The sequence below is a fragment of the Bradyrhizobium ontarionense genome (assembly GCF_021088345.1).
Classification (GTDB): Bacteria; Pseudomonadota; Alphaproteobacteria; order Rhizobiales; family Xanthobacteraceae; genus Bradyrhizobium; species Bradyrhizobium ontarionense.
The window spans coordinates 6,825,226-6,844,859 of the sequence record NZ_CP088156.1 but is presented as its reverse complement, the minus strand read 5'-3'; the positions used below and the strand labels follow the sequence as shown (position 1 = coordinate 6,844,859).

Sequence of the window (19,634 nt, the reverse complement as noted above, 5' to 3'; positions counted from 1 at the left end):
TTAACGACACGGTTTGCCGGCGGCGCGGGGCTGCCCGACGACGCAATTGATTTTGTTGGAGTATTTTCATCGTGGGGTGGAGGCCTGACAGCGGCCGCGCAGGACGCGCGATAAGGCGCGCGATGTGGCGCGGCGCCTCCGCCGCATGCCTGCTGCTCGGCGCTATCGGCACTGAGGCGGCCCGCTCCCAGACCATCGACGCATTCCGGCCGGTCCGCGACGGCTTCCTGGCGCCGCAGGAGTCCCCCTTGCGACGGACCGCGGTCAGCGGACTGTCCGATGCCGCTCCGACGCCCGGGCTGCCCGCTGCGCCTGCTCCGATCAGCTCAGCGGCGCGTCGCACGCAGGTGCCGCTGCCCGGCGTGCCCGCGGCCAGCGGCGCGGCCGACGTCGGCTATGATTCGCTGAACCGCAACCGCAGGAAGCCGAAATACTATCCTGCTCAGGCGCGGCCCAAGCCGCCGGCAGGACCGGGCACGCCGCCGGCGGGCGAACTCACAGGCCAGCTCCGCCCGACCTTGCCGCCCTCGGCGAGCGCCAGCAGGCCGCCGGTCGCGGCTGCGATCGCGGGGACCGTCCCCGGCCAGCCGCCGAGGAAGCGACTCAGGATCGACGACGACCCGTTCGGCGCCGTCGGTGACTATGCCGGCCCGTTCCTGGTCAAGGCCGCGGTCGAACTCTCGGCCGGCTATGACAGCAATCCGGCGCGCCTCGCCAACGCGCGCGGCATGCCGGTTTGGATGGTCGCGCCGGAATTCCTGGCGGTGTCGAACTGGGAGCGCCATGCCATGGTCGCCGACCTGCGCGGATCGTTCACCGGCTACGGCAGCACGCTGCCGGCCATCATGGACGGCGGCATCAATTCGGCGCCGACGACGCTCGACCGTCCCGATTTCACCGGCCATGTCGACGGCCGCCTCGACGTCAGCCGCGACACCTCGGTCGGCGCCCAGCTGCGGCTGCGCGCTGCGACCGACAATCCCGGCAGCCCCAGCGTGCAGGCCGGCCTCGCGCGCTATCCGGTCTACACAACGCTCGGCACCACCGTCGGCGTCGACCAGCGCTTCAACCGGCTGCAGCTGTCGGCCGGCGCCACCGCCGACCGCACCAGCTATCAGCAGAGCAAGCTGACCGACGGGACGATGACCTCGAACGACGACCGCAACTTCAACCAGTATGGCGGCATCGGTCGCGCGTCCTACGAGATCATGCCCGGCCTGAAGCCGTTCGCGGAGATCCAGGGCGACACCCGCGTGCACGATGAGCAGTTCGACCGCTCCCGTTATCAGCGCGATTCATCCGGCGGCTACGCCAAGGCCGGCACGTCGTTCGAGTTCACCCGGCTTTTGACCGGCGAAGTCTCGATCGGCTATGCCGCGCGCAATTATGTCGACCCGCGGCTGAACCGGCTGCAGGGCTTTCTGACCACGGCCTCCCTGGTGTGGTCGGCGACGCCGCTGACCACGGCCCGTTTCCTGTCCGACACGCAGCTTGCGGAGACCACCGTCGCCGGCGCCTCCGGCGTGCTGGTGCGCACCTACACGGTGCAGGTCGACCATGATTTCCGCCGCTGGCTGACCGGCATCGGCAAATTCACCTTCGGCACGCTCGACTATCAGGGCTATGGCCGCAGCGACCGCACCTATTCGGCGGAAGGCAACCTCGTCTACAAGATGACACGCAATCTCTGGGTCAAGGGCTCGCTGCGCTACGACAAGCTCGACTCGAACATCACCGGCGCCGGGTCGTCGGGCACGGTGGTGATGCTCGGGGTGAGGCTGCAAAATTAGCCCGACTCCATCAGCCGTCATTGCGAGCGTAGCGAAGCAATCCAGACTGTCTCCGCAGGAACGATTCTGGATTGCTTCGCTGCGCTCGCAATGACGGGGTGAGGCCGCGGGCTCAAACATACAGCATCACCCGCAGGACTACGCCGCCGCCACCGTGAGATGCGCGCCGTCGGCCTGCACGATGCGGACGCGGCTACCGGCGGGCGCATCGGGGCCGGCGACGCGCCACACCGTGTCGTCGATGCGCACGGTGCCGTTGCCGTCGATGATCGGCTTCTCGAGCGTGAACTCGCGGCCGACGAGCCCTGCCGCACGCCGGTTGAGGAAGGGATTGTCGCGGCTCGGCGCAGCGCTCGCGCGGGCGAGCCGGCGCCAGATCGGCACGGCGGCAATCGCAAACAGCGCGAACAGCAGGATCTGCAGCTGCCATCCCGGCGCAAACGCGAACGAAATCAATCCGACCAGCAGCGCGGCGAGCCCGAGCCAGAACAGGAAGATGCCCGGCGCGAGCAGCTCCAGCGCCATCAGCAGGACGCCGAAGATCAGCCAGTTCCAGGTGCCGAGCGTGACGAACATGTCGCTCATGACAAGGGTCTCCTTCGCTCACGTCCGCGGCGGTACGGGCGGCACCGGCGGTGTCCCCGCTGACGGCACCGAGCCGGCGCGGCGTGCCGCCGCCACAGCAGACGCCGAGCTCTCGCCAAAGGTCGCCTTGGCGATCTCGCCGATGCCGGCGAGCGAGCCGAGCATGCCCATCGCCTCGATAGGGAGCATGATGACCTTCTGGTTCGGCGACTCGGCGAGCTGGCCGAACGCCTTGATGTATTTGTCGGCGATGAAGTAGTTCAGCGCAGCGACATCGCCTTGCGAGATCGCCTCCGACACCATCTGCGTCGCCTTGGCCTCGGCCTGCGCGGCGCGCTCGCGCGCCTCGGCGTCGAGGAACGCGGACGTCCTGCGGCCTTCCGCCTGCAGGATCTGGCTCTGCTTGGCGCCTTCCGCACGCAGGATCTCCGACTGCCGCTGGCCTTCGGCCTGCAGGATGTCGGCGCGCTTGACGCGCTCGGCCTTCATCTGCCGGCCCATCGCCTCGACCAGATCGGCCGGCGGCACGATGTCCTTGATCTCGATGCGGTTGACCTTGAGACCCCACGGCGACACCGCGGCGTCGACGACGCGCAGCAGCCGCTCGTTGATCTCGTCGCGATGCGACAACACCTGGTCGAGGTCCATCGCACCCATCACCGAGCGGATGTTGGTCATGGTCAAGGTGATGATCGCCTGGTTGAGGTTCGATACCTCGTAGCTCGCCTTGGCGGCGTCGAACACCTGGTAGAAGGCGACGCCGTCGACCGTGACGGTGGCGTTGTCCTTGGTGATCACCTCCTGCTCGGGGATGTCGATCACCTGCTCCATCATGTTGATCTTGCGCCCGATGCGATCGAAATAGGGGACGATGATGTTCAGGCCCGGCGACAAGGTGCTGGTGTATTTGCCGAACCGCTCGACGGTCCAGTCGAAGCCCTGCGGCACCGTCTTCACGCCGGAATAGAGTGTGAAGATGACCAGCAGCACCAGCGCAATGGCGAAAATGTCGAAACCGCTCATGGACCCTCCAAGGGAGAAGATGGACGTCTTCTCACCAACCTCTGCAGCAAACACAATTTAGGGATTGCCGCGTGAATATGTCGGGGGTCCGATCGGCGCGGTTCAGGAAAGTATTTTCGTCGGGCGGACGGGCCTCAACCTTGCGCAACGGCGCAGCTGACCTAGCGGGCGGCAAAACGCCGCCGTCAACGTTCCCGCCTCAGATCCAGCCCTGCAGCTCGCGCAGCACCAGCTGGCGCAGCACGGTCATCCCCGGCGCGCTGTCGTTGAGGCAGGGCACGGCGGAGAATTCCTCGCCGCCATTGTGCTTGAATATCTCGGCGTTCTCCCCGGAGATCTCTTCCAGGGTTTCCAGGCAGTCGGCCGAAAAGCCCGGCATCACCACGGCGATGCGCTTGACGCCGTCCTTGGCGAGCTTCTCGATGGTCTTGTCGGTATAGGGCTGCAGCCACTCGGAGAAGCCGAAGCGCGACTGGAACGTGAGCAGCAGCTTGCTGTCGTCCATGCCGAGCCGCTTGCGCAGCAGCTCGGTGGTGGCAACGCACTGCTCGCGGTAGGGGTCGCCCTTGTCGACATATTCCTTTGGCATGCCGTGGAACGAGGCCACGATCAGCTCGGGCTTGTACGGCAGCGTCTTAAGGTGATCCTCGATCGAGACCGCCAGCGCATCGATGTAGAAATCGTCGTTGTAATAGGGCGGCGTCACCCGCAGCGTGGGCTGCGCGCGCAGCTCGGTCAGCACGCGGAAGGCCTCGTCGCACACCGTCGCCGAGGTCGCCGCGGAATATTGCGGATAGAGCGGCACGACCAGGATGCGGTCACAGCCTTTGGCCATCAGGGCGTCGACACCCGACTTGATCGAGGGATTGCCGTAGCGCATCGCCCAGTCGACGATGACGTGGCTGCGATCGGCGATATCAGCGGCGAGCTTCTCGCTCTGCGCGCGCGTGATGGTCTTGAGCGGCGATTCATTCTTCTCGGTATTCCAGATCGACTGGTAATCCCTAGCCTTCTTGCGCGGCCGCACGTTGAGGATGATCCCGTTGAGGATGATCTTCCACAACAGGCCCTGGTCCTCGATGACGCGCGGGTCGGAGAGGAATTCCTTCAGATAGACCCGCACGCCGGCCGCATCAGCGGTATCGGGCGTGCCGAGATTGACCAGCAGCACGCCGACACGCGTCGTGCTCGCGACCGGCAACGGCTTGATATCAAGAGGCCTGGCATTGTCGAGGGAGATGGCGGCGGTCATGATGCCCGGGACTGGTGAAGGACGTGGCTTGGCGGCTTGTTTCAACATTGTCAAGATAAGGGCCATTTCACCGATGTCATCGGGCCGGAGGAGCCATGACGATTGCCGAATTATGCATTTTCGCCAGCGTGATGCTGTACCTGCTAACGATCGTGCCGGTGAAATGGATCAGCGTCGGCCGGGCCGGGCGCTACGACAATGCCAGACCGCGTGATCCCGCCTTCTACGATGAAGGCATCCGCGAGCGGGCGTTGGGCGCCCATCAGAACGGCATCGAGGCCTTCCCGTTCTTTGCCGCGGCCGTGTTGCTGGCCGAGTTCCGCACGGCCCCGCAGAACCTGATCAACGAGCTGTCGGTGCTGTTCCTGATCGTGCGCACGGCCTACGTGCTCACCTATGTCGGCGACCGGCCGTCGCTGCGCTCGATCCTGTGGGTGATCGGCTTTCTGATCACGGTCGCGATCTTCTTCCTCCCAGTGCTCCGCAATTACCTGTCGCTTTGACCCCTCTGGCCCTCCCAGCCGCGTGAGCCGCGTCACACCGCCGCCGCGGCGGCTGCGCTATACGGACAGCGCCGAATAGACGCCCTGCGTACCCGTTTTATTCTCTGTCTGATCTCGTCCGTTACGGCCAGTTGATTGGATTTGGCGGCGAAATTCCCTATAGGGCGGGGTGAATTGGACTGCTGCAGCGGCGCTCCGACGGCCGCCAGAGGGATTGTGATGACGTTGAACGGCCCCGCCTCCGCGCGCGCCACGACCGACCCGGGCAATTACGACACGGCCCTGCAATCGACGGTGCGGGCGGCTGCGGACTGGCTGATCGCAAACCAGAAGCCGGACGGCCATTGGGTCGGACGGGCGGAGTCGAACGCCTGCATGGAGGCGCAGTGGTGCCTCGCGCTGTGGTTCATGGGGCTCGAGGACCATCCCTTGCGCAAGCGCCTCGGCCAGTCCCTGCTCGACAGCCAGCGGCCCGACGGCGCCTGGCAGGTCTATTTCGGCGCCCCCAATGGCGACATCAACGCGACCGTCGAGGCCTACGCCGCGCTGCGCTCGCTCGGCCATCGCGACGACGAGCCGCCCGTGCGCCGCGCCCGCGAATGGATCGAGGCCAAGGGTGGCCTGCGCAACATCCGCGTCTTCACCCGCTATTGGCTGGCCCTGCTCGGCGAATGGCCGTGGGAGAAGACGCCGAACATCCCGCCCGAGGTGATCTGGTTTCCGGTCTGGTTTCCGTTCTCGATCTACAATTTTGCGCAATGGGCCCGCGCCACGCTGATGCCGATCGCGGTGCTGTCGGCGCGGCGGCCGAGCCGGCCGCTGCCGCCCGAGAACCGGCTCGATGCGCTGTTCCCGCGCGGACGCGCCGCGTTCGACTACGAGCTGCCGGTGAAGGCCAGCGCCGGCGCCTGGGACAAGTTCTTCCGCGGCGCCGACAAGGTGCTGCACGCCCTGCAGAACCTTGGCAACCGGCTCAATCTCGGCCTGTTCCGTCCCGCCGCCACCAGCCGCGTGCTGGAATGGATGATCCGCCATCAGGATTTCGACGGCGCCTGGGGCGGCATCCAGCCGCCCTGGATCTACGGCCTGATGGCGCTCACCGCCGAGGGCTATCCGCTCAATCACCCCGTCGTCGCCAAGGGCCTCGACGCGCTGAACGATCCCGGCTGGCGGGTCGATGTCGGTGAGGCCACCTACATCCAGGCCACCAACAGCCCGGTGTGGGACACGATCCTGACCCTGCTCGCCTTCGAGGATGCCGGCGTGCTCGGTGATCATCCGGAAGCCGTCGACAAGGCCGTCAACTGGGTGCTGGAGCGCCAGGTGCGCGTGCCCGGCGACTGGTCGGTGAAGCTGCCGCACGTCGAGCCGGGCGGCTGGGCGTTCGAATACGCCAACGCCTTCTATCCCGACACCGACGACACCGCGGTGGCGCTGATCGCACTGGCGCCGCTGCGCCATGATCCCAAGTGGCAGGCGAAGGGGATCGACGAGGCCATTCGGCTGGGCGTCGACTGGCTGATCGGCATGCAGAGCGAAGGCGGCGGCTGGGGCGCCTTCGACAAGGACAATAACCAGAAGATCCTGACCAAGATTCCGTTCTGCGACTACGGCGAGGCGCTCGATCCGCCCTCGGTCGACGTCACCGCCCACGTCGTCGAAGCGTTCGGCAAGCTCGGCATCTCGCGCAACCATCCATCCATCGTGCGCGCACTCGACTACATCCGTCGCGAGCAGGAGACGAGCGGTCCGTGGTTCGGCCGCTGGGGCGTCAACTACGTCTACGGCACCGGCGCGGTGCTGCCGGCGCTGGCCGCGATCGGTGAGGACATGACCCAGCCCTATGTCGGCCGCGCCTGCGACTGGCTGGTTCAGCAGCAGCAGGCCGATGGCGGCTGGGGCGAGAGCTGCGCCTCCTACATGGACATCAGCGCGGTCGGCCGCGGCACCACCACGGCGTCGCAGACGGCGTGGGCGCTGATGGCGCTGCTCGCCGCCAACCGTCCTGATGACAAGGAGGCGATCGAGCGCGGCTGCACGTGGCTCGTCGAGCGCCAGTCGGCCGGCACCTGGGACGAGCCGGAGTTCACCGGCACCGGCTTTCCTGGTTACGGCGTCGGCCAGACCATCAAGCTCAACGATCCCGCGCTGTCGGAGCGGCTGATGCAGGGGCCGGAGCTGTCCCGCGCCTTCATGCTCCGCTACGGCATGTACCGCCATTACTTCCCGCTGATGGCGCTCGGCCGCGCGCTGCGGCCGCAGGGCCATGGCTAGGGTCAGGTGATGGCACGGCAGAGTCGCAACTAACAACTAACCGCCTCCGCGCGGTGCCCATGAATGCGCCCTCTCCCCCTGTGGGAGAGGGCATGCAGGACGGTTCGGCAAGCTCGGTTGGGTGAGGGGTCTCTCTCCGCAAGTTGCGCCCGTTGAGAGAGACCCCTCACCCAACCACGTTCGCGGATGGGCCGTACATGCCCTCTCCCACAAGGGCAGAGGGCGCTGTATCGCGCAGCATATAATGATGCGGGAGCGACGGAGCGCGGCTCGATATGAAATTGAGGCGCCGAGACAGGAAAAGCTATCGTTCCGGGCTTGACCCGGGACGACATTGGGGAGAGACCGGCTTCACATCTCGAGCAGCGTTGGATCAAACAGCACCGCCTCAATCGAATGGACATAACGACGCGTTCTCGCGGCGGATGACGCCCGAGGTTTGCGATCACGATGCCCCTCGACAATGCAAAGGGCGCAGGGAAGGCCAGGCGTCGGCTGACGCCTGCGGCCCGCCTGCGAAAAAAATGCAGGCGGCAGGTACCACAGGTGCAGCCGGAAACGCCCGGCCTTCCCTGCGCGATGGTCTTCACGCTTATACGCAGTCTCCCTGGTGCGCCGGGCTTGTTGGCCACCATCACCACGCGGCGCTTCGAGCGCCATCGCGGCTTGATACCAGCATCGGGGTATCAGGACGCTGCGACTTCACGTCCGCGCCAAGCCGTTCGTCCGCGCATCCGAAGACACGCTGCGACCTCTCGCGGCCATCGCCTCCCCGCCTCGCGTGTCGTGACGATCGCGCGCAACGCCCCTTGCAGTGAGGCGGGATGCCGCAAGACAACCACAATTTCCGAAAAAACGCAAGTGGTTTATTTTTTTCAGAAGTCAGCATCGAGCGGAACAGACGACCCTCGCCCGCCCGGTGCGGTCCGTATTTCCCTATCGGCGTCCTATAGGCCGTAGACGATGCGGCGGACGTGTGTCAGCCCAGGAAACGAACGGCCCGATCCGATGGCTTGGCGATTGTCCGCGCCGTGACAACATCGCAAGATCGGTCGAGCGCATCATGTCGGCATGCCCTTAGCTGCAGCTGCCACGGAGCACAGAATGATGAAGGCAGCGGCGCTGCAAGACTACCATGCCCGGATGCAGCGGGTGCTGGATCACATCGACCGGCATCTGGACGACGATCTGGATCTGGACGCGCTGAGCAGCATCGCAGCCTACTCGAAGTATCATTTCCACCGGCAGTTCACGGCGACCTTCGGGCTGTCGGTGCATCGCTATGTCCAGCTCGCCCGCATGAAGCGCGCGTCATACCGGCTCGCCTACGAGGATGCCAAGAGCGTCACGGACATCGCGATGGACGCCGGCTACGACGCACCGGACGCCTTTGCTCGCGCCTTTCGGCAAAGGTTCAGGCAATCGCCGTCATCGTTCCGGAAATCTCCCGACTGGGAGCCGTGGCTTGCGGCCTTCGGGCCTCTCGACGACGCAAGGAGCAAGCTGATGCAGAAGACCTTTACGATTGACGCCGTGACGATTCGCGATGTGCCCGCCACGCCCGTGGCGATCATGGAGCATCGCGGCGACCCGACGACGCTCGGCGCCACCATCCAGCGCTTCATCGCATGGCGCAAGGCCGCCGGCCTGCACCCGAAGACAAATCCCACCTTTACTGTCTGGCGTTCCGAGCGGCGCCCTGCCTCGCCTGCCGACTACAGCGTGGACCTTTGCGTCGGGACCGATCGGCCGATCGAGGCGGACAGCGAGCAGATCAAGGCCGGCGTGATCCCAGGCGGACGATGCGCGGTGCTCCGCGTCGTCGGCCATACCGACAATCTGGAGCCCGCCGCGCTCTACCTCTATCGCGACTGGCTTCCGGCCAGCGGCGAGGAAACCCGCGACTTTCCGATCTATTGCCAGCGGCTGAGCTTCTTCCCGGAGGTGCCGGAGCACGAGACGGTCGCGGACGTGTTCCTGCCGCTGAAGTAGCGCGCGCTGGCGGCAAAGCGCGATGAGATGAGCGAGGCAATTCAAAGTTAGATGCACGACTCTGGATTGCTTCGCCGCGCTCGCAATGACGATGTGGCAATGGTTCGCACACTCACAGCCACCTGGTGTTGCGGGAGCACCATCAACGAGCACCGCTGTCGTCCCGGCCTCAAGCCGGGACCCATACCCCCAGGGAGCCGTTTGAGGCAGGCTAGCCGTGAGCGCCGCGCACATCACCACTGCTGCAGCGTATGGGTCCCGGGTCGGCGCCACGATCGCGCTGACGCGCGCTCGTGGCTTGCCCGGGACGACACTGTTGTTGTTGCGCGATCGGGGGCAACCTCCACCGCTGTCATGCCCCGCGTAGGCGGGGCAGGGACGGTCGTGGGGGCCGACAGGCGCCCGCTCAGCTCGCGCCGGTCAGAAGCAGGTCGTCCGCTCCGCCGCCATGTAGCCGAGCAGCAGGCCGGCGCCGAACAGCAGCACGAGGCCGGCGGCGGCGAATTCGAGGCCGCGCATGATCAGCACGCCGCCGCCCTCGCGGCCGGCGCTCAAGCGTCGCGCGACGTCCTTGGCGGCGACGGCGAGCACCGCGATGGTCGCGACCGTGACCGCGGTGCCCAATCCCATGACGAAGGTCGCGGCGACGCCGGCCCAGAACAGGCCCTGCGCCAGGGCGAACACCAGCACCAGGATCGCGCCCGAGCAGGGTCGGATGCCGGCGGCGAAGATCGCCTGGAAGCCACGCTGCCAGCCGCCGGGGCCGGCGAGCTCGCTCGGCGCCGGGCCGTGGGAATGGCCGCAGCCGCAATCGTCGCCATGAACGTGATCAAGGTGGACGTGGTCGTGATGGACGTGATCATGCGTCACCGCATGCGCATGAGCATGGTGATGATGATCATGGCCGTGATGGTCGTGGCCACGATGGTCGTGACCGTGGTGATCATGACCATCATGATGCGCGCGATGCTCGTGGTCATGGCCATGACCATGGGCTGACTGCGGCACCGCGGTCGCGGGCGCGCCGGCCAGCGCCAGCGCCGGCGCGGCCGGCTGGAGGGTGCGCAGGAACGCCGCGCCCTTGACCCAGACCAGGCGGGCGCCGAGCAGCGCGATCAGGCCGTAGCTTGCGATCTCCACCACCTTCTCGGCGCTGCACATCGTCGCCGCCGTGGCGTTGAGCACCACGGCGCCAATGCCGACGATGACGACCGCGACCAGCGCCTGCATCAGGCCCGACGCGAACGACAGCACGATGCCGCGCTTCGCCGTCTCCTGGTTGGCGACCAGATAGGACGCGATCACAGCCTTGCCGTGGCCGGGCCCGGCGGCATGGAAGATGCCGTAGGCGAACGAGATCGCGAGCAGCCACCACACCGCCGAGCCGTCGTCCTTGGCCGCGCGGATCGCTGACGACATCTGGCGATAGAACTCCGACTGCTTGGCGAGCAGCCAGCCGACGATGCCGCCAACCTGCGGCTCGGCCGGCGCACCGAACGGCGATTTGGCGAGCAGCACGTGTGAGGCGGCGTCCGCGGCCAGCAGCGCTGCGAGGATGGCTGCGCAGGTCAGGAGTGGGCGAGCGACGTTGGGGCGAAGTTGCATCATGGGCATTCCACCGAGATCTTGTTGGCAAAATTCATCCCGAAATTGGCGTTCGCCCCGCCGCTCAGGAATGTCTGTTCGTTCATCGTCTGCGCGACGGAACCGCCGTCGTTCGGTCTGACCAGGCCGAATTTGCAGCCCGAGGGTGCGCTGACCAGCTTGACGGGATCCTTCTCCGCCATCTGGAAGTCGATGAAATAGCTGGGATCGTAGACCTCGACCTGGAGCTGCTTCGGCTTCACCGGCGCCTTCAATGGCAGGGTGAAATGCAAGGTCAGCTTGGTGTCCTTGTATTCGAGGTAATAGTCGACGGGATCCTCGAGCTTCTGCTTCCGCCCATCGGACTTGATGAAGGTGAAATAGGCATATTCCTTCAGCGACTCGGCGTTGGTCTGCGCCAGCGGCGCCAGCTCCTCGCGCGTGTAGACGCCCTTCTGCTTGGTCTCCAGGCCCTGTAGCGCATAGGTCGCGAACATGTCGTCGAAGGTCCAGGCGTGCCGCACACCGGTCACCGAGCCGTCGGCCGCATAGAGCAGCTCGCTGGTCGCGGTGACCCAGACATGCGGATGGGCGTGGGCCGCGCTCGCGCCCAGCACGAGCGCCAGCGTGGCGAGGAGAGTGCGCAGCATCGTGATCACCTCAGGCCGCCTTCTCATGCCGCGGTCTCACGCCGCCTTGGGGACGTCGAGCAGGCCGCGCCGGCGCAGCAGCGCATCGGGTTCGGGCTCGCGGCCGCGGAAGGCGACATAGGCCGCTTCCGGATCGACCGAGCCGCCCGAGGAGTAGACATTGTCGTGAAGCCGCTTGGCCACAGCCGGATCGAAGATGTTGCCGGCCTCCTCGAAGGCGCCGAAGGCATCCGCATCCATCACCTCCGACCACATGTAGCTGTAATAGCCCGCCGCATAATGGTCTCCCGAGAAGATGTGGCCGAATTGGGTCGGCCGGTGGCGCAGCGCGATCTCCCTGGGCATGCCGATCTTCTCCATCTCCGCCCGCTCGAACGCGCGGATGTCCTTGGACGCTGCTGCCGGCTGGGTGTGGAACTCGAGATCGATCAGCGCCGACGAGACGAACTCGACGGTGGCAAAGCCCTGGTTGAAGCGGCGCGCCGCCAGGAAGCGCTCGAGCAGGTCCTGCGGCAGCGGCTCGCCGGTCTGGGCGTGGCGCGCGAATTTCTGCAGCACCTCGGGGCGCTCCTGCCAGTGCTCGTAGAGCTGCGACGGCAGCTCGACGAAATCGGTGAACACCGAGGTGCCCGACAGCGACGGATAGGTCACGTTGGACAGGATGCCGTGCAGGCCGTGGCCGAACTCGTGGAACAGGGTGCGGGCATCGTCCGGCGACAGCAGCGAGGGCTGGCCGTCGGCGCCCTTGGCGAAGTTGCAGACATTGATGATCAGCGGCGCGGTGTCGCCGTCGAGCTTCTGCTGGTCGCGCAGCGAGGTCATCCAGGCGCCGGAGCGCTTCGAGGAGCGGGCGAAGTAGTCGCCATAGAACAGCGCCTTGTGGCGCCCCTCGGCGTCCTTGATCTCCCAGACCCGGACGTCCGGGTGCCAGACCGGGATGTCCTTGCGCTCGGCAAAGGTGATGCCGAACAGACGCGTGGCGCAGTCGAAGGCGGCTGCGATCATGTTGTCGAGCGCCAGATACGGCTTGATCGCGGCATCGTCGAAGTTCGCCTTCGCCTGGCGCAGCTTCTCGGCGTAATAGCGCCAGTCCCAGGCCTCGAGCTTGAAGTTGCCGCCCTCTTCCGTGATCAGCGCCTGCAGCTGATCGCGATCGGCCAGCGCCTTGGCGCGGGCAGGCTTCCACACCCGCTCCAGCAGCCCGCGCACCGCCTCGGGCGTCTTCGCCATGGAGTCCTCCAGGCGATAGGCGGCGAAATTCGCAAAGCCCATGATGACGGCCGCCTGCTCGCGCAGACTGAGGATCTCGCCGATGACGGCGTTGTTGTCGTTGGCGTTGCCATTGTCGCCGCGCGCGGTGAAGGCCTTGAACACCTTCTCGCGCAGGTCGCGGCGCGCCGAGCTCTTCAGGAACGGCTCGACCGAGGAGCGCGACAGCGTCACGATCGCCTTGCCGGGCATGCCGCGCTCGTCCGCCGCGGCCTTGGCGGCGGCAACGAAGCTGTCGGAGAGGCCGGCGCGGTCGTCCTCGCCGAGCTCCAGGAACCAGTCCTGCTCCTCGCCGAGCAGATGATGGCTGAAGGTGGTGCCGAGCTGGGCGAGCTGCTCGTTGATCACCGCCATCCGCGCCTTGTCGTCGTCGGACAGGCCGGCGCCGGCGCGGCGGAAGCGCGTATAGGTGCGCTCCAGCAGCCGCTGCTCCTCGCTCGTGAGCGCCAGGCTCTTGCGCTTGTCGTAGAGCAGCGCGATGCGGCCAAACAGCACGGCGTTCATCATGATCGGGTTCCAGTGCCGCGCCATGCGCAGCGAGACGTCCTTGTCGATCTCCAGAATGGCCGGGTTGGAATGCGCCGAGACCAGGTCGTAGAACACCGCGGCGACCTTGGAGAGCAGCTTGCCCGAGCGCTCCAGCGCCGTGATCGTGTTGGCGAAGTCCGGCTCCGCCGGATCGTGGCTGATCGCGGTGATTTCCGCGGTGTGATCGGCAAAGGCGCGCTCGAAGGCCGGCAGGAAGTGCTCGGGCCTGATCGCGTCGAAGGGCGGTGTCTGGTGCGGGGTCTCCCAGGCCATGAGCAGCGGATTGCGCTGGGCGTCGATCGTGGCGGTCGTGTCGGACATCGGCTCATGCTCCCCGGATAGCGAGGCGCCCCTCATATCACGGAGCCGGTCCTTTTTGGGTCATTTCCCCTTGAAGGGCGGGGCCATTTCGGAGAGATTGCGGCCACTTGAGAGGACCAGGACCATGAGCGCAGACACCACGTCCAAAGCCGCCCGCCAGATCGCCTGGCAGAGCGTGATCACCGTCCTCTCGGCGGCGATCCTGATCGGCGCCGAAGTGTTCGGCGCGGCGTTCGCCGGCGGCTGGGCGCTCGCGATTCTGTTCGGGCTCGGCGACACCGGCGCGCACATCCTGCAGGCGGTGCTGTTCGCGATCGGCGTGTTCGTGATGATCGGCTTCATCCGCGGCGCACAGCGCATCGAGCCGTTCACCAGGCGCGCGTGACGCGTCGCGCAAACGCTGTCCTGCAAGCGCGAACGCGTTACGAAAGTTTAAGCCGGCTTAACGTTCGTTCAGACAAGTGACGCGCCGCTGTGCCTCGTAAGCACAGATGAGGGAAATCTTTCGCGGCGCTCAAAAATTCCTTGCGAACGAAATTCAAAACGCTTATTTCCGCTTCTGCCCAATTTCGCACGTGCCTGTGGTCGTGTGTCAGTCGGTAGGTATCCGGACAAGAGGCCGGACAGCCGCCAAGGGATGAGGAACCGAGGGGCGCTCGGACCGTTGCGATCAAGATCAGTTCGATCGAGATCGTCATGCTCCAGAGCCCAGCATCTCTCTCAAGAGATGCCGCTGAAGGTCACCTCATCTTTTGCAACCGTGACTGGCAGCCGGAGGCGAACCGGCGCACCCCGCTCTCAACGGGGGACGCGACTTAAAGCAACGACGGATCGGGCTTTTTTGGTCTCTACCGGCAGTCCAAAGCCGGCGCGGGCTACTGAAAAGGCTTGTCCTTCATTGCCAGGTGTGCGGGCGGGAAATTCCCAACCAATCCACGGCAGCACAATTCGGCTACGGGTTCGAGGTTTTGGCGCCTTTCCATCGGGCGGCAACGCCAAGGCATCCGTGTCGAGATCATTTTGAACGGGTCTCCGTCGCTGGGGCCGTTTGGAGGGTGCTATGACCGAACGTATCCGGGAATTCCTGCGCAACCGCCGCGAGGAAGGTCTGGACCACGAGCCCTGTCTCGTCGTCGACCTCGACATCGTGCGCGACAACTTCATGAGCTTCGCCAAGGCGCTGCCGGACAGCCGCGTGTTCTACGCGGTGAAGGCCAATCCGGCGCCTGAAGTGCTGTCGCTGCTGGCCTCGCTGGGCTCGTCCTTCGACACCGCAACGGTGGCGGAGATCGAGATGGCGCTGGCGGCCGGCGCGACGCCGGACCGCATCTCCTACGGCAACACCATCAAGAAGGAGCGGGACATCGCGCGCGCCTACACGCTGGGCATCCGGCTGTTCGCGGTCGACTGCGCCGCCGAGGTGGAGAAGATCGCGCGCGCCGCGCCCGGCGCGAAGGTATTCTGCCGCATCCTGTACGATTGCGCCGGCGCCGAGTGGCCGCTGTCGCGCAAGTTCGGCTGTGATCCGGAGATGGCGGTCGACGTGCTGGACCTGGCCAAGCGGCTCGGCCTGGAGCCGTGCGGCATCTCGTTCCATGTCGGCTCGCAGCAGCGCAAGGTGAAGGCGTGGGACCGCGCGCTGGCGATGGCCTCGACGGTGTTCCGCGACTGTGCCGAGCGCGGCATCAACCTGACCATGGTGAACATGGGCGGGGGCTTCCCGACCAAGTACCTGAAGGACGTGCCGCCGGTCGTGCAGTACGGCCGCTCGATCTTCCGGGCGCTGCGCAAGCATTTCGGCAACCAGATCCCGGAGACGATCATCGAGCCGGGCCGCGGCATGGTCGGGAACGCCGGGATCATCGAGTCGGAAGTGGTGCTGATCTCGAAGAAGAGCGACGAGGACGAGCTGCGCTGGGTCTATCTCGACATCGGCAAGTTCGGCGGTCTCGCCGAGACGATGGACGAGTCGATCCGCTACGCCATCCGCACGCCGCATGAAGGCGCGGACATGACCCCGTGCGTGCTCGCCGGCCCGACCTGCGATTCGGCCGACGTGATGTACGAGAAGCTGCCGTATCCGCTGCCGGTGACGCTCTCGATCGGCGACAAGGTGCTGATCGAGGGGACCGGGGCCTATACGTCGACCTACTCGTCGGTGGCCTTCAACGGCATCCCCCCGCTGAAGACCTATCACATCTGATCCGGCTTGCTTCACCTCTCCCGCTTGCGGGAGAGGTTGACGCGAAGCGTCGGGTGAGGGCAGCCCCACCCCACCTCTCTCCCGGTCGCGGGAGCGAGAACGACAGAGCTTCCTCATCAACTGACATGACGTGCTTGCGCGCGGGCTGAAGGCCTGTCGGCGCGAGCCGGGGACTGACGTGCCATGACCGCTTTCCGCTCGCGTACCACTGCGCCTCTCCGGACCGCCGCTCCGTTCGTGATCCGAGCTGAGCGTGCTTCTGACGTGCCGGCGCGCGAGGCGCTGCTCGATGCCTGCTTCGGCGACAACCGCCATGAGCGCACCTGCCAGCGCCTGCGCGACGGACGCGCGCCCGCCGCAGGCCTGGCCCTGTCGGCGGTGCGCAGCGGTACCCTCGTGGGAACGCTGCGGTTGTGGCACGTCAGCGCCGGCGGACGCGACGCGCTGATGCTGGGGCCGCTGGCGGTCGCCGCTGACGCCCGCAGCCTCGGCGTTGGAGCTGCGCTGATGAACGCCGCGCTGATGATCGCGGCGTCGCGCGGCCATGGCGCCGTGATCCTGCTCGGTGATGCGCCGTATTACGCGCGTTTCGGCTTCTCGGTGGAGACGACAAGCGAGCTGGAGCTGCCGGGCGCGTTCGAACACGCGCGGCTGCTCGGCCTCGAGCTGGTCGCGGGCGCACTCGACGGCGCCTGCGGCATGATCCTCGCCACCGGTGCCCGGGAGCGCAAAGCCCGCCGCAGCCGCAAGGAGCGGATGGTATCATGCGCGGCGTGACGGGGCGCGATGCGCCGGCGCCGCGGCGGCGGACGTTGCTACCGACGCTCGTCCTGATCCTGCTCGGGATCATGATCGTCCGCGACATCGTGGTCCGCCGCTGGAGCAGCGCTCCGCCCGCCGGACCCGACGTCACGCGGCTGCGTTAGGCATTCTGGCAACGGGCGCCCGGCCCGCCCCGCCAGGGGTTGCGCAGGTGCAGCAAAAGCTCTTTAACCCCGGCAAATCCCCCGACGACGAGGTGCGCCATGTCCCGCCGTTTGATCTCTACCGGATCACCGTTCGAAAAGACCGCCGGCTACAGCCGGGCGGTGGTTGACGGCGATTTCGCCTTCGTCGCCGGCACCACCGGCTATGACTACAGCACCATGACGATGCCGGCCGATGTCACGAGCCAGTCACGCAACTGCTTCAAGACCATCGCGGCGGCCCTGCAGGAGGGCGGCTTCGAGATGGCCGACATCGTTCGCGCGACCTACTACCTCACCGACGTCAACGACGCCGACGCGCATTTTGCCGTCTGTGGCGAAGTCCTCGGCGACATCCGCCCGGCGGCCACGCTGCTCGTCGTCGCGGGCCTCTACAAGCCCGAGATGAAGGTCGAGATCGAAGTCACCGCCAAGCGCCGCAGCCCCAGCACCTGAAAGCGGCGCAGCGCCTGATCAATCCCCGCACGCGACAGCGGAATCGTATTTCGGAGAACGTTACCTCATGAGCTCGCAGATCCACGCCAAGATTTCCGGCCCCATCGTGATGATCGGCTTCGGCTCGATCGGCAAGGGCACCCTGCCCCTGATCGAGCGGCATTTCGCCTATGACAAGGACCGCTTCGTCATCATCGATCCGCATGACGACGGTGCGCTGGCCAAGAAACACGGCGTGCGCTTCATCCAGCAGGGCGTGACCCGCGACAATTACCGCGAGTTGCTGGTGCCGCTGCTCACCGAAGGCGGCGGCCAGGGCTTCTGCGTGAACCTGTCGGTCGACACCTCCTCGGTCGACCTCATGACGATGTGCCGGGAGATCGGCGCGCTCTACATCGACACGGTGGTAGAGCCCTGGGCCGGCTTCTATTTCGACAAGAACATGGGCGTCGAGCAGCGCTCCAACTACGCGCTGCGCGAGACCCTGCTGGCGGCACGCCGCAACAGCCCGGGCGGCACCACCGCCGTCTCCACCTGCGGCGCCAATCCCGGCATGGTGTCGTGGTTCGTCAAGCAGGCGCTGCTCGACATCGCCAGGGACACCAAGACCGAGATCGTCGAGCCGAAAAGCCGCGAGGGCTGGGCGCAGCTGATGCAGAAGCTCGGCGTCAAGGGCGTCCACATCGCCGAGCGCGACACCCAGCGCTCCAAGAACCCGAAGCCGATGGATGTGTTCGTCAACACCTGGTCGGTCGAGGGCTTCGTCTCCGAGGGCATGCAGCCGGCCGAGCTCGGCTGGGGCACGCATGAGACGTGGATGCCGGACAACGGCCGCTGCCACACCGAAGGCTGCGGCGCTGCGATCTATCTGCTGCAGCCCGGCGCCAACACCCGCGTCCGCTCGTGGTGCCCGACCCCCGGCGCGCAATACGGCTTCCTGGTGACCCACAACGAGTCGATCTCGATCGCCGACTACTTCACGGTGCGCGACGGCGACAAGGTGGTGTACCGGCCGACCTGCCATTACGCCTATCACCCGGCCAATGACGCGGTGCTGTCGCTGCACGAGATCTTCGGCGCCACCGGCAAGATGCAGGAGAAGTGGCACATCCTCGACGAGAACGAGATCGTCGACGGCATCGACGAGCTCGGCGTGCTGCTCTACGGCCACGGCAAGAACGCCTATTGGTACGGCTCGCAGCTGTCGATCGAGGAGACCCGCCGCATCGCGCCGTATCAGAACGCCACCGGCATGCAGGTGTCGTCGGCGGTGCTCGCCGGCATGGTGTGGGCGCTGGAGAATCCGACCGCCGGCATCGTCGAGGCCGACGAACTGGACTTCCGCCGCTGCCTCGAGATCCAGACGCCCTATCTCGGGCCGGTGAAGGGCTACTACACCGACTGGACCCCGCTCACCGATCGCCCCGGCCTGTTCCCGGAGGATATCGACACCAACGATCCGTGGCAGTTCCGGAACATCCTGGTGCGGTGATTAGCTAGACGACCGTTTTCTTGAAATCGGCCCTCGTGGATGGGTTGAGCTCTCGCCATTCCCAATGCTGTCATGCTCCGCCCCCGGGTCTCGCCTTCGGCGAGCCCGAGGGCAGGCTCCGGGCGAGCATGCAGTACGCCGCGGCAGAAGAGGTCGAACACAGACGTCACGGCGTACTGGATCGTCCGCCTTCGCGGACGATGACAGTGAGGGCTTAGATATAGCGCCGTGACTTTAGCATCGGTCGTCTAGTCCGCGCTCTCTCCTGCGTCATGGCCGGGCTTGACCCGGCCATCCACGAAGCCGCACAGTTGAAAGACGTGGATGCCCGGGACGAGCCCGGGCATGACGATGTGGAGGCAGCGTGCGAACTCTCTCGCTCTGATGCCGTCGCAGAGAGCTACTTCTTCTCCATCGGAGGCGCGACCTTCTCGGCCGGGGCCGGCGGCAGCGCTGGCTTGACGCCTTCCTTCTGAGCTTCGACGTCGGGCCGTGCGGGCTCAGGCGCCGGCGTGGTCGGGCGAGTGCCGCCGGGCTTGGATTCGGCCGGCGTAGCCGAGGGCTCAGGCGTCGCCTGCGCCACATGATCGACATGATTGGCCCTGATCTCGGCCAGCGAGATGATCGCCACCAGGGCGCCGATGCCGAGCAGGCCACCTGCCAGCAGCAGGTCCCTGCGCAACGTCTGTTTGCTGTTGATCGAGGCCATGGACGGTCATCCGCAACAATTGATGTGCGGAACAACGG

General features: G+C 66.2%; 17 protein-coding genes. 10 read left to right on the top strand and 7 right to left on the bottom strand.

What is annotated here, in order from left to right; translation table 11 throughout:
* Positions 1-71 precede the first annotated feature (71 nt).
* Positions 72-1,790 (top strand): outer membrane beta-barrel protein, encoded by a 1,719-nt coding sequence (locus LQG66_RS29870; RefSeq protein ID WP_425601261.1) that lies wholly within the window; start codon positions 72-74, stop codon positions 1,788-1,790.
* 138 nt (positions 1,791-1,928) lie between these two features.
* Here LQG66_RS29870 and LQG66_RS29865 read toward each other — a convergent pair whose 3' ends face one another.
* The 3 genes from LQG66_RS29865 to hemH all read right to left on the bottom strand — a co-directional run bounded on the left by LQG66_RS29865 (position 1,929) and on the right by hemH (position 4,650).
* Positions 1,929-2,375 (bottom strand): NfeD family protein, encoded by a 447-nt coding sequence (locus LQG66_RS29865; protein ID WP_231319417.1) that lies wholly within the window; start codon positions 2,373-2,375, stop codon positions 1,929-1,931.
* 18 nt (positions 2,376-2,393) lie between these two features.
* Positions 2,394-3,398 carry an SPFH domain-containing protein gene (locus tag LQG66_RS29860; protein WP_231319416.1) on the bottom strand — a complete coding sequence of 335 codons (1,005 nt, stop codon included), beginning with the start codon at positions 3,396-3,398 and terminating at the stop codon, positions 2,394-2,396.
* 199 nt (positions 3,399-3,597) lie between these two features.
* On the bottom strand, positions 3,598-4,650 hold the full coding sequence (hemH, locus tag LQG66_RS29855; protein WP_231319415.1) for a ferrochelatase: 1,053 nt from the start codon (positions 4,648-4,650) through the stop codon (positions 3,598-3,600).
* A 95-nt stretch (positions 4,651-4,745) separates the two neighbouring features.
* Between hemH and LQG66_RS29850 the strand changes: the two genes are divergently transcribed.
* The 3 genes from LQG66_RS29850 (at position 4,746) to LQG66_RS29840 (ending at position 9,419) form a co-directional block, all read left to right on the top strand.
* A complete protein-coding gene (locus LQG66_RS29850) occupies positions 4,746-5,153 on the top strand; it encodes an MAPEG family protein (RefSeq protein ID WP_231319414.1) in 408 nt (135 codons plus the stop codon).
* Positions 5,154-5,372: 219 nt separating this feature from the next.
* A complete protein-coding gene (shc, locus tag LQG66_RS29845) occupies positions 5,373-7,427 on the top strand; it encodes a squalene--hopene cyclase (protein WP_231319413.1) in 2,055 nt (684 codons plus the stop codon).
* A 1,107-nt stretch (positions 7,428-8,534) separates the two neighbouring features.
* Positions 8,535-9,419, top strand: coding sequence for an AraC family transcriptional regulator (locus tag LQG66_RS29840; RefSeq protein ID WP_231328000.1), 885 nt, complete (start codon positions 8,535-8,537; stop codon positions 9,417-9,419).
* A gap of 420 nt (positions 9,420-9,839) precedes the next feature.
* Here LQG66_RS29840 and LQG66_RS29835 read toward each other — a convergent pair whose 3' ends face one another.
* From LQG66_RS29835 to LQG66_RS29825, 3 genes are read right to left on the bottom strand one after another with little or no spacing between them, the layout of a single operon-like run.
* A complete protein-coding gene (locus LQG66_RS29835) occupies positions 9,840-11,024 on the bottom strand; it encodes a nickel/cobalt transporter (RefSeq protein ID WP_231327999.1) in 1,185 nt (394 codons plus the stop codon).
* A complete protein-coding gene (locus tag LQG66_RS29830) occupies positions 11,024-11,653 on the bottom strand; it encodes a DUF1007 family protein (RefSeq protein WP_231319412.1) in 630 nt (209 codons plus the stop codon). Before LQG66_RS29830 ends, LQG66_RS29835 begins: the two co-directional genes overlap by 1 nt.
* A gap of 36 nt (positions 11,654-11,689) precedes the next feature.
* Positions 11,690-13,771 carry a M3 family metallopeptidase gene (locus LQG66_RS29825; RefSeq protein WP_231319411.1) on the bottom strand — a complete coding sequence of 694 codons (2,082 nt, stop codon included), beginning with the start codon at positions 13,769-13,771 and terminating at the stop codon, positions 11,690-11,692.
* 124 nt (positions 13,772-13,895) lie between these two features.
* Here LQG66_RS29825 and LQG66_RS29820 point away from each other — a divergent pair, with 124 nt between their 5' ends.
* The 6 genes from LQG66_RS29820 to LQG66_RS29795 all read left to right on the top strand — a co-directional run bounded on the left by LQG66_RS29820 (position 13,896) and on the right by LQG66_RS29795 (position 18,887).
* Positions 13,896-14,156: a hypothetical protein gene (locus tag LQG66_RS29820; protein WP_231319410.1), complete on the top strand. Its 261-nt coding sequence runs from the start codon at positions 13,896-13,898 to the stop codon at positions 14,154-14,156.
* A gap of 675 nt (positions 14,157-14,831) precedes the next feature.
* Positions 14,832-15,974 (top strand): type III PLP-dependent enzyme, encoded by a 1,143-nt coding sequence (locus tag LQG66_RS29815; RefSeq protein WP_231319409.1) that lies wholly within the window; start codon positions 14,832-14,834, stop codon positions 15,972-15,974.
* A gap of 183 nt (positions 15,975-16,157) precedes the next feature.
* Entirely contained in the window at positions 16,158-16,751 is a 594-nt protein-coding gene (locus tag LQG66_RS29810) for a GNAT family N-acetyltransferase (protein ID WP_231319408.1), read from the top strand.
* The gene (locus tag LQG66_RS29805) at positions 16,739-16,900 is read left to right on the top strand and encodes a hypothetical protein (protein ID WP_231319407.1); all 162 of its coding nucleotides are present in this window, start codon (positions 16,739-16,741) and stop codon (positions 16,898-16,900) included. The genes LQG66_RS29810 and LQG66_RS29805 overlap by 13 nt, the downstream gene beginning before the upstream one ends.
* 99 nt (positions 16,901-16,999) lie before the next feature.
* Positions 17,000-17,395 (top strand): RidA family protein, encoded by a 396-nt coding sequence (locus tag LQG66_RS29800; RefSeq protein WP_231319406.1) that lies wholly within the window; start codon positions 17,000-17,002, stop codon positions 17,393-17,395.
* Positions 17,396-17,462: 67 nt separating this feature from the next.
* The gene (locus LQG66_RS29795; protein WP_231319405.1) at positions 17,463-18,887 is read left to right on the top strand and encodes a homospermidine synthase; all 1,425 of its coding nucleotides are present in this window, start codon (positions 17,463-17,465) and stop codon (positions 18,885-18,887) included.
* A gap of 400 nt (positions 18,888-19,287) precedes the next feature.
* On the opposite strand, the gene LQG66_RS29790 is transcribed toward LQG66_RS29795, so the two are convergent.
* The gene (locus tag LQG66_RS29790) at positions 19,288-19,596 is read right to left on the bottom strand and encodes a hypothetical protein (protein WP_231319404.1); all 309 of its coding nucleotides are present in this window, start codon (positions 19,594-19,596) and stop codon (positions 19,288-19,290) included.
* Positions 19,597-19,634 lie beyond the last annotated feature (38 nt).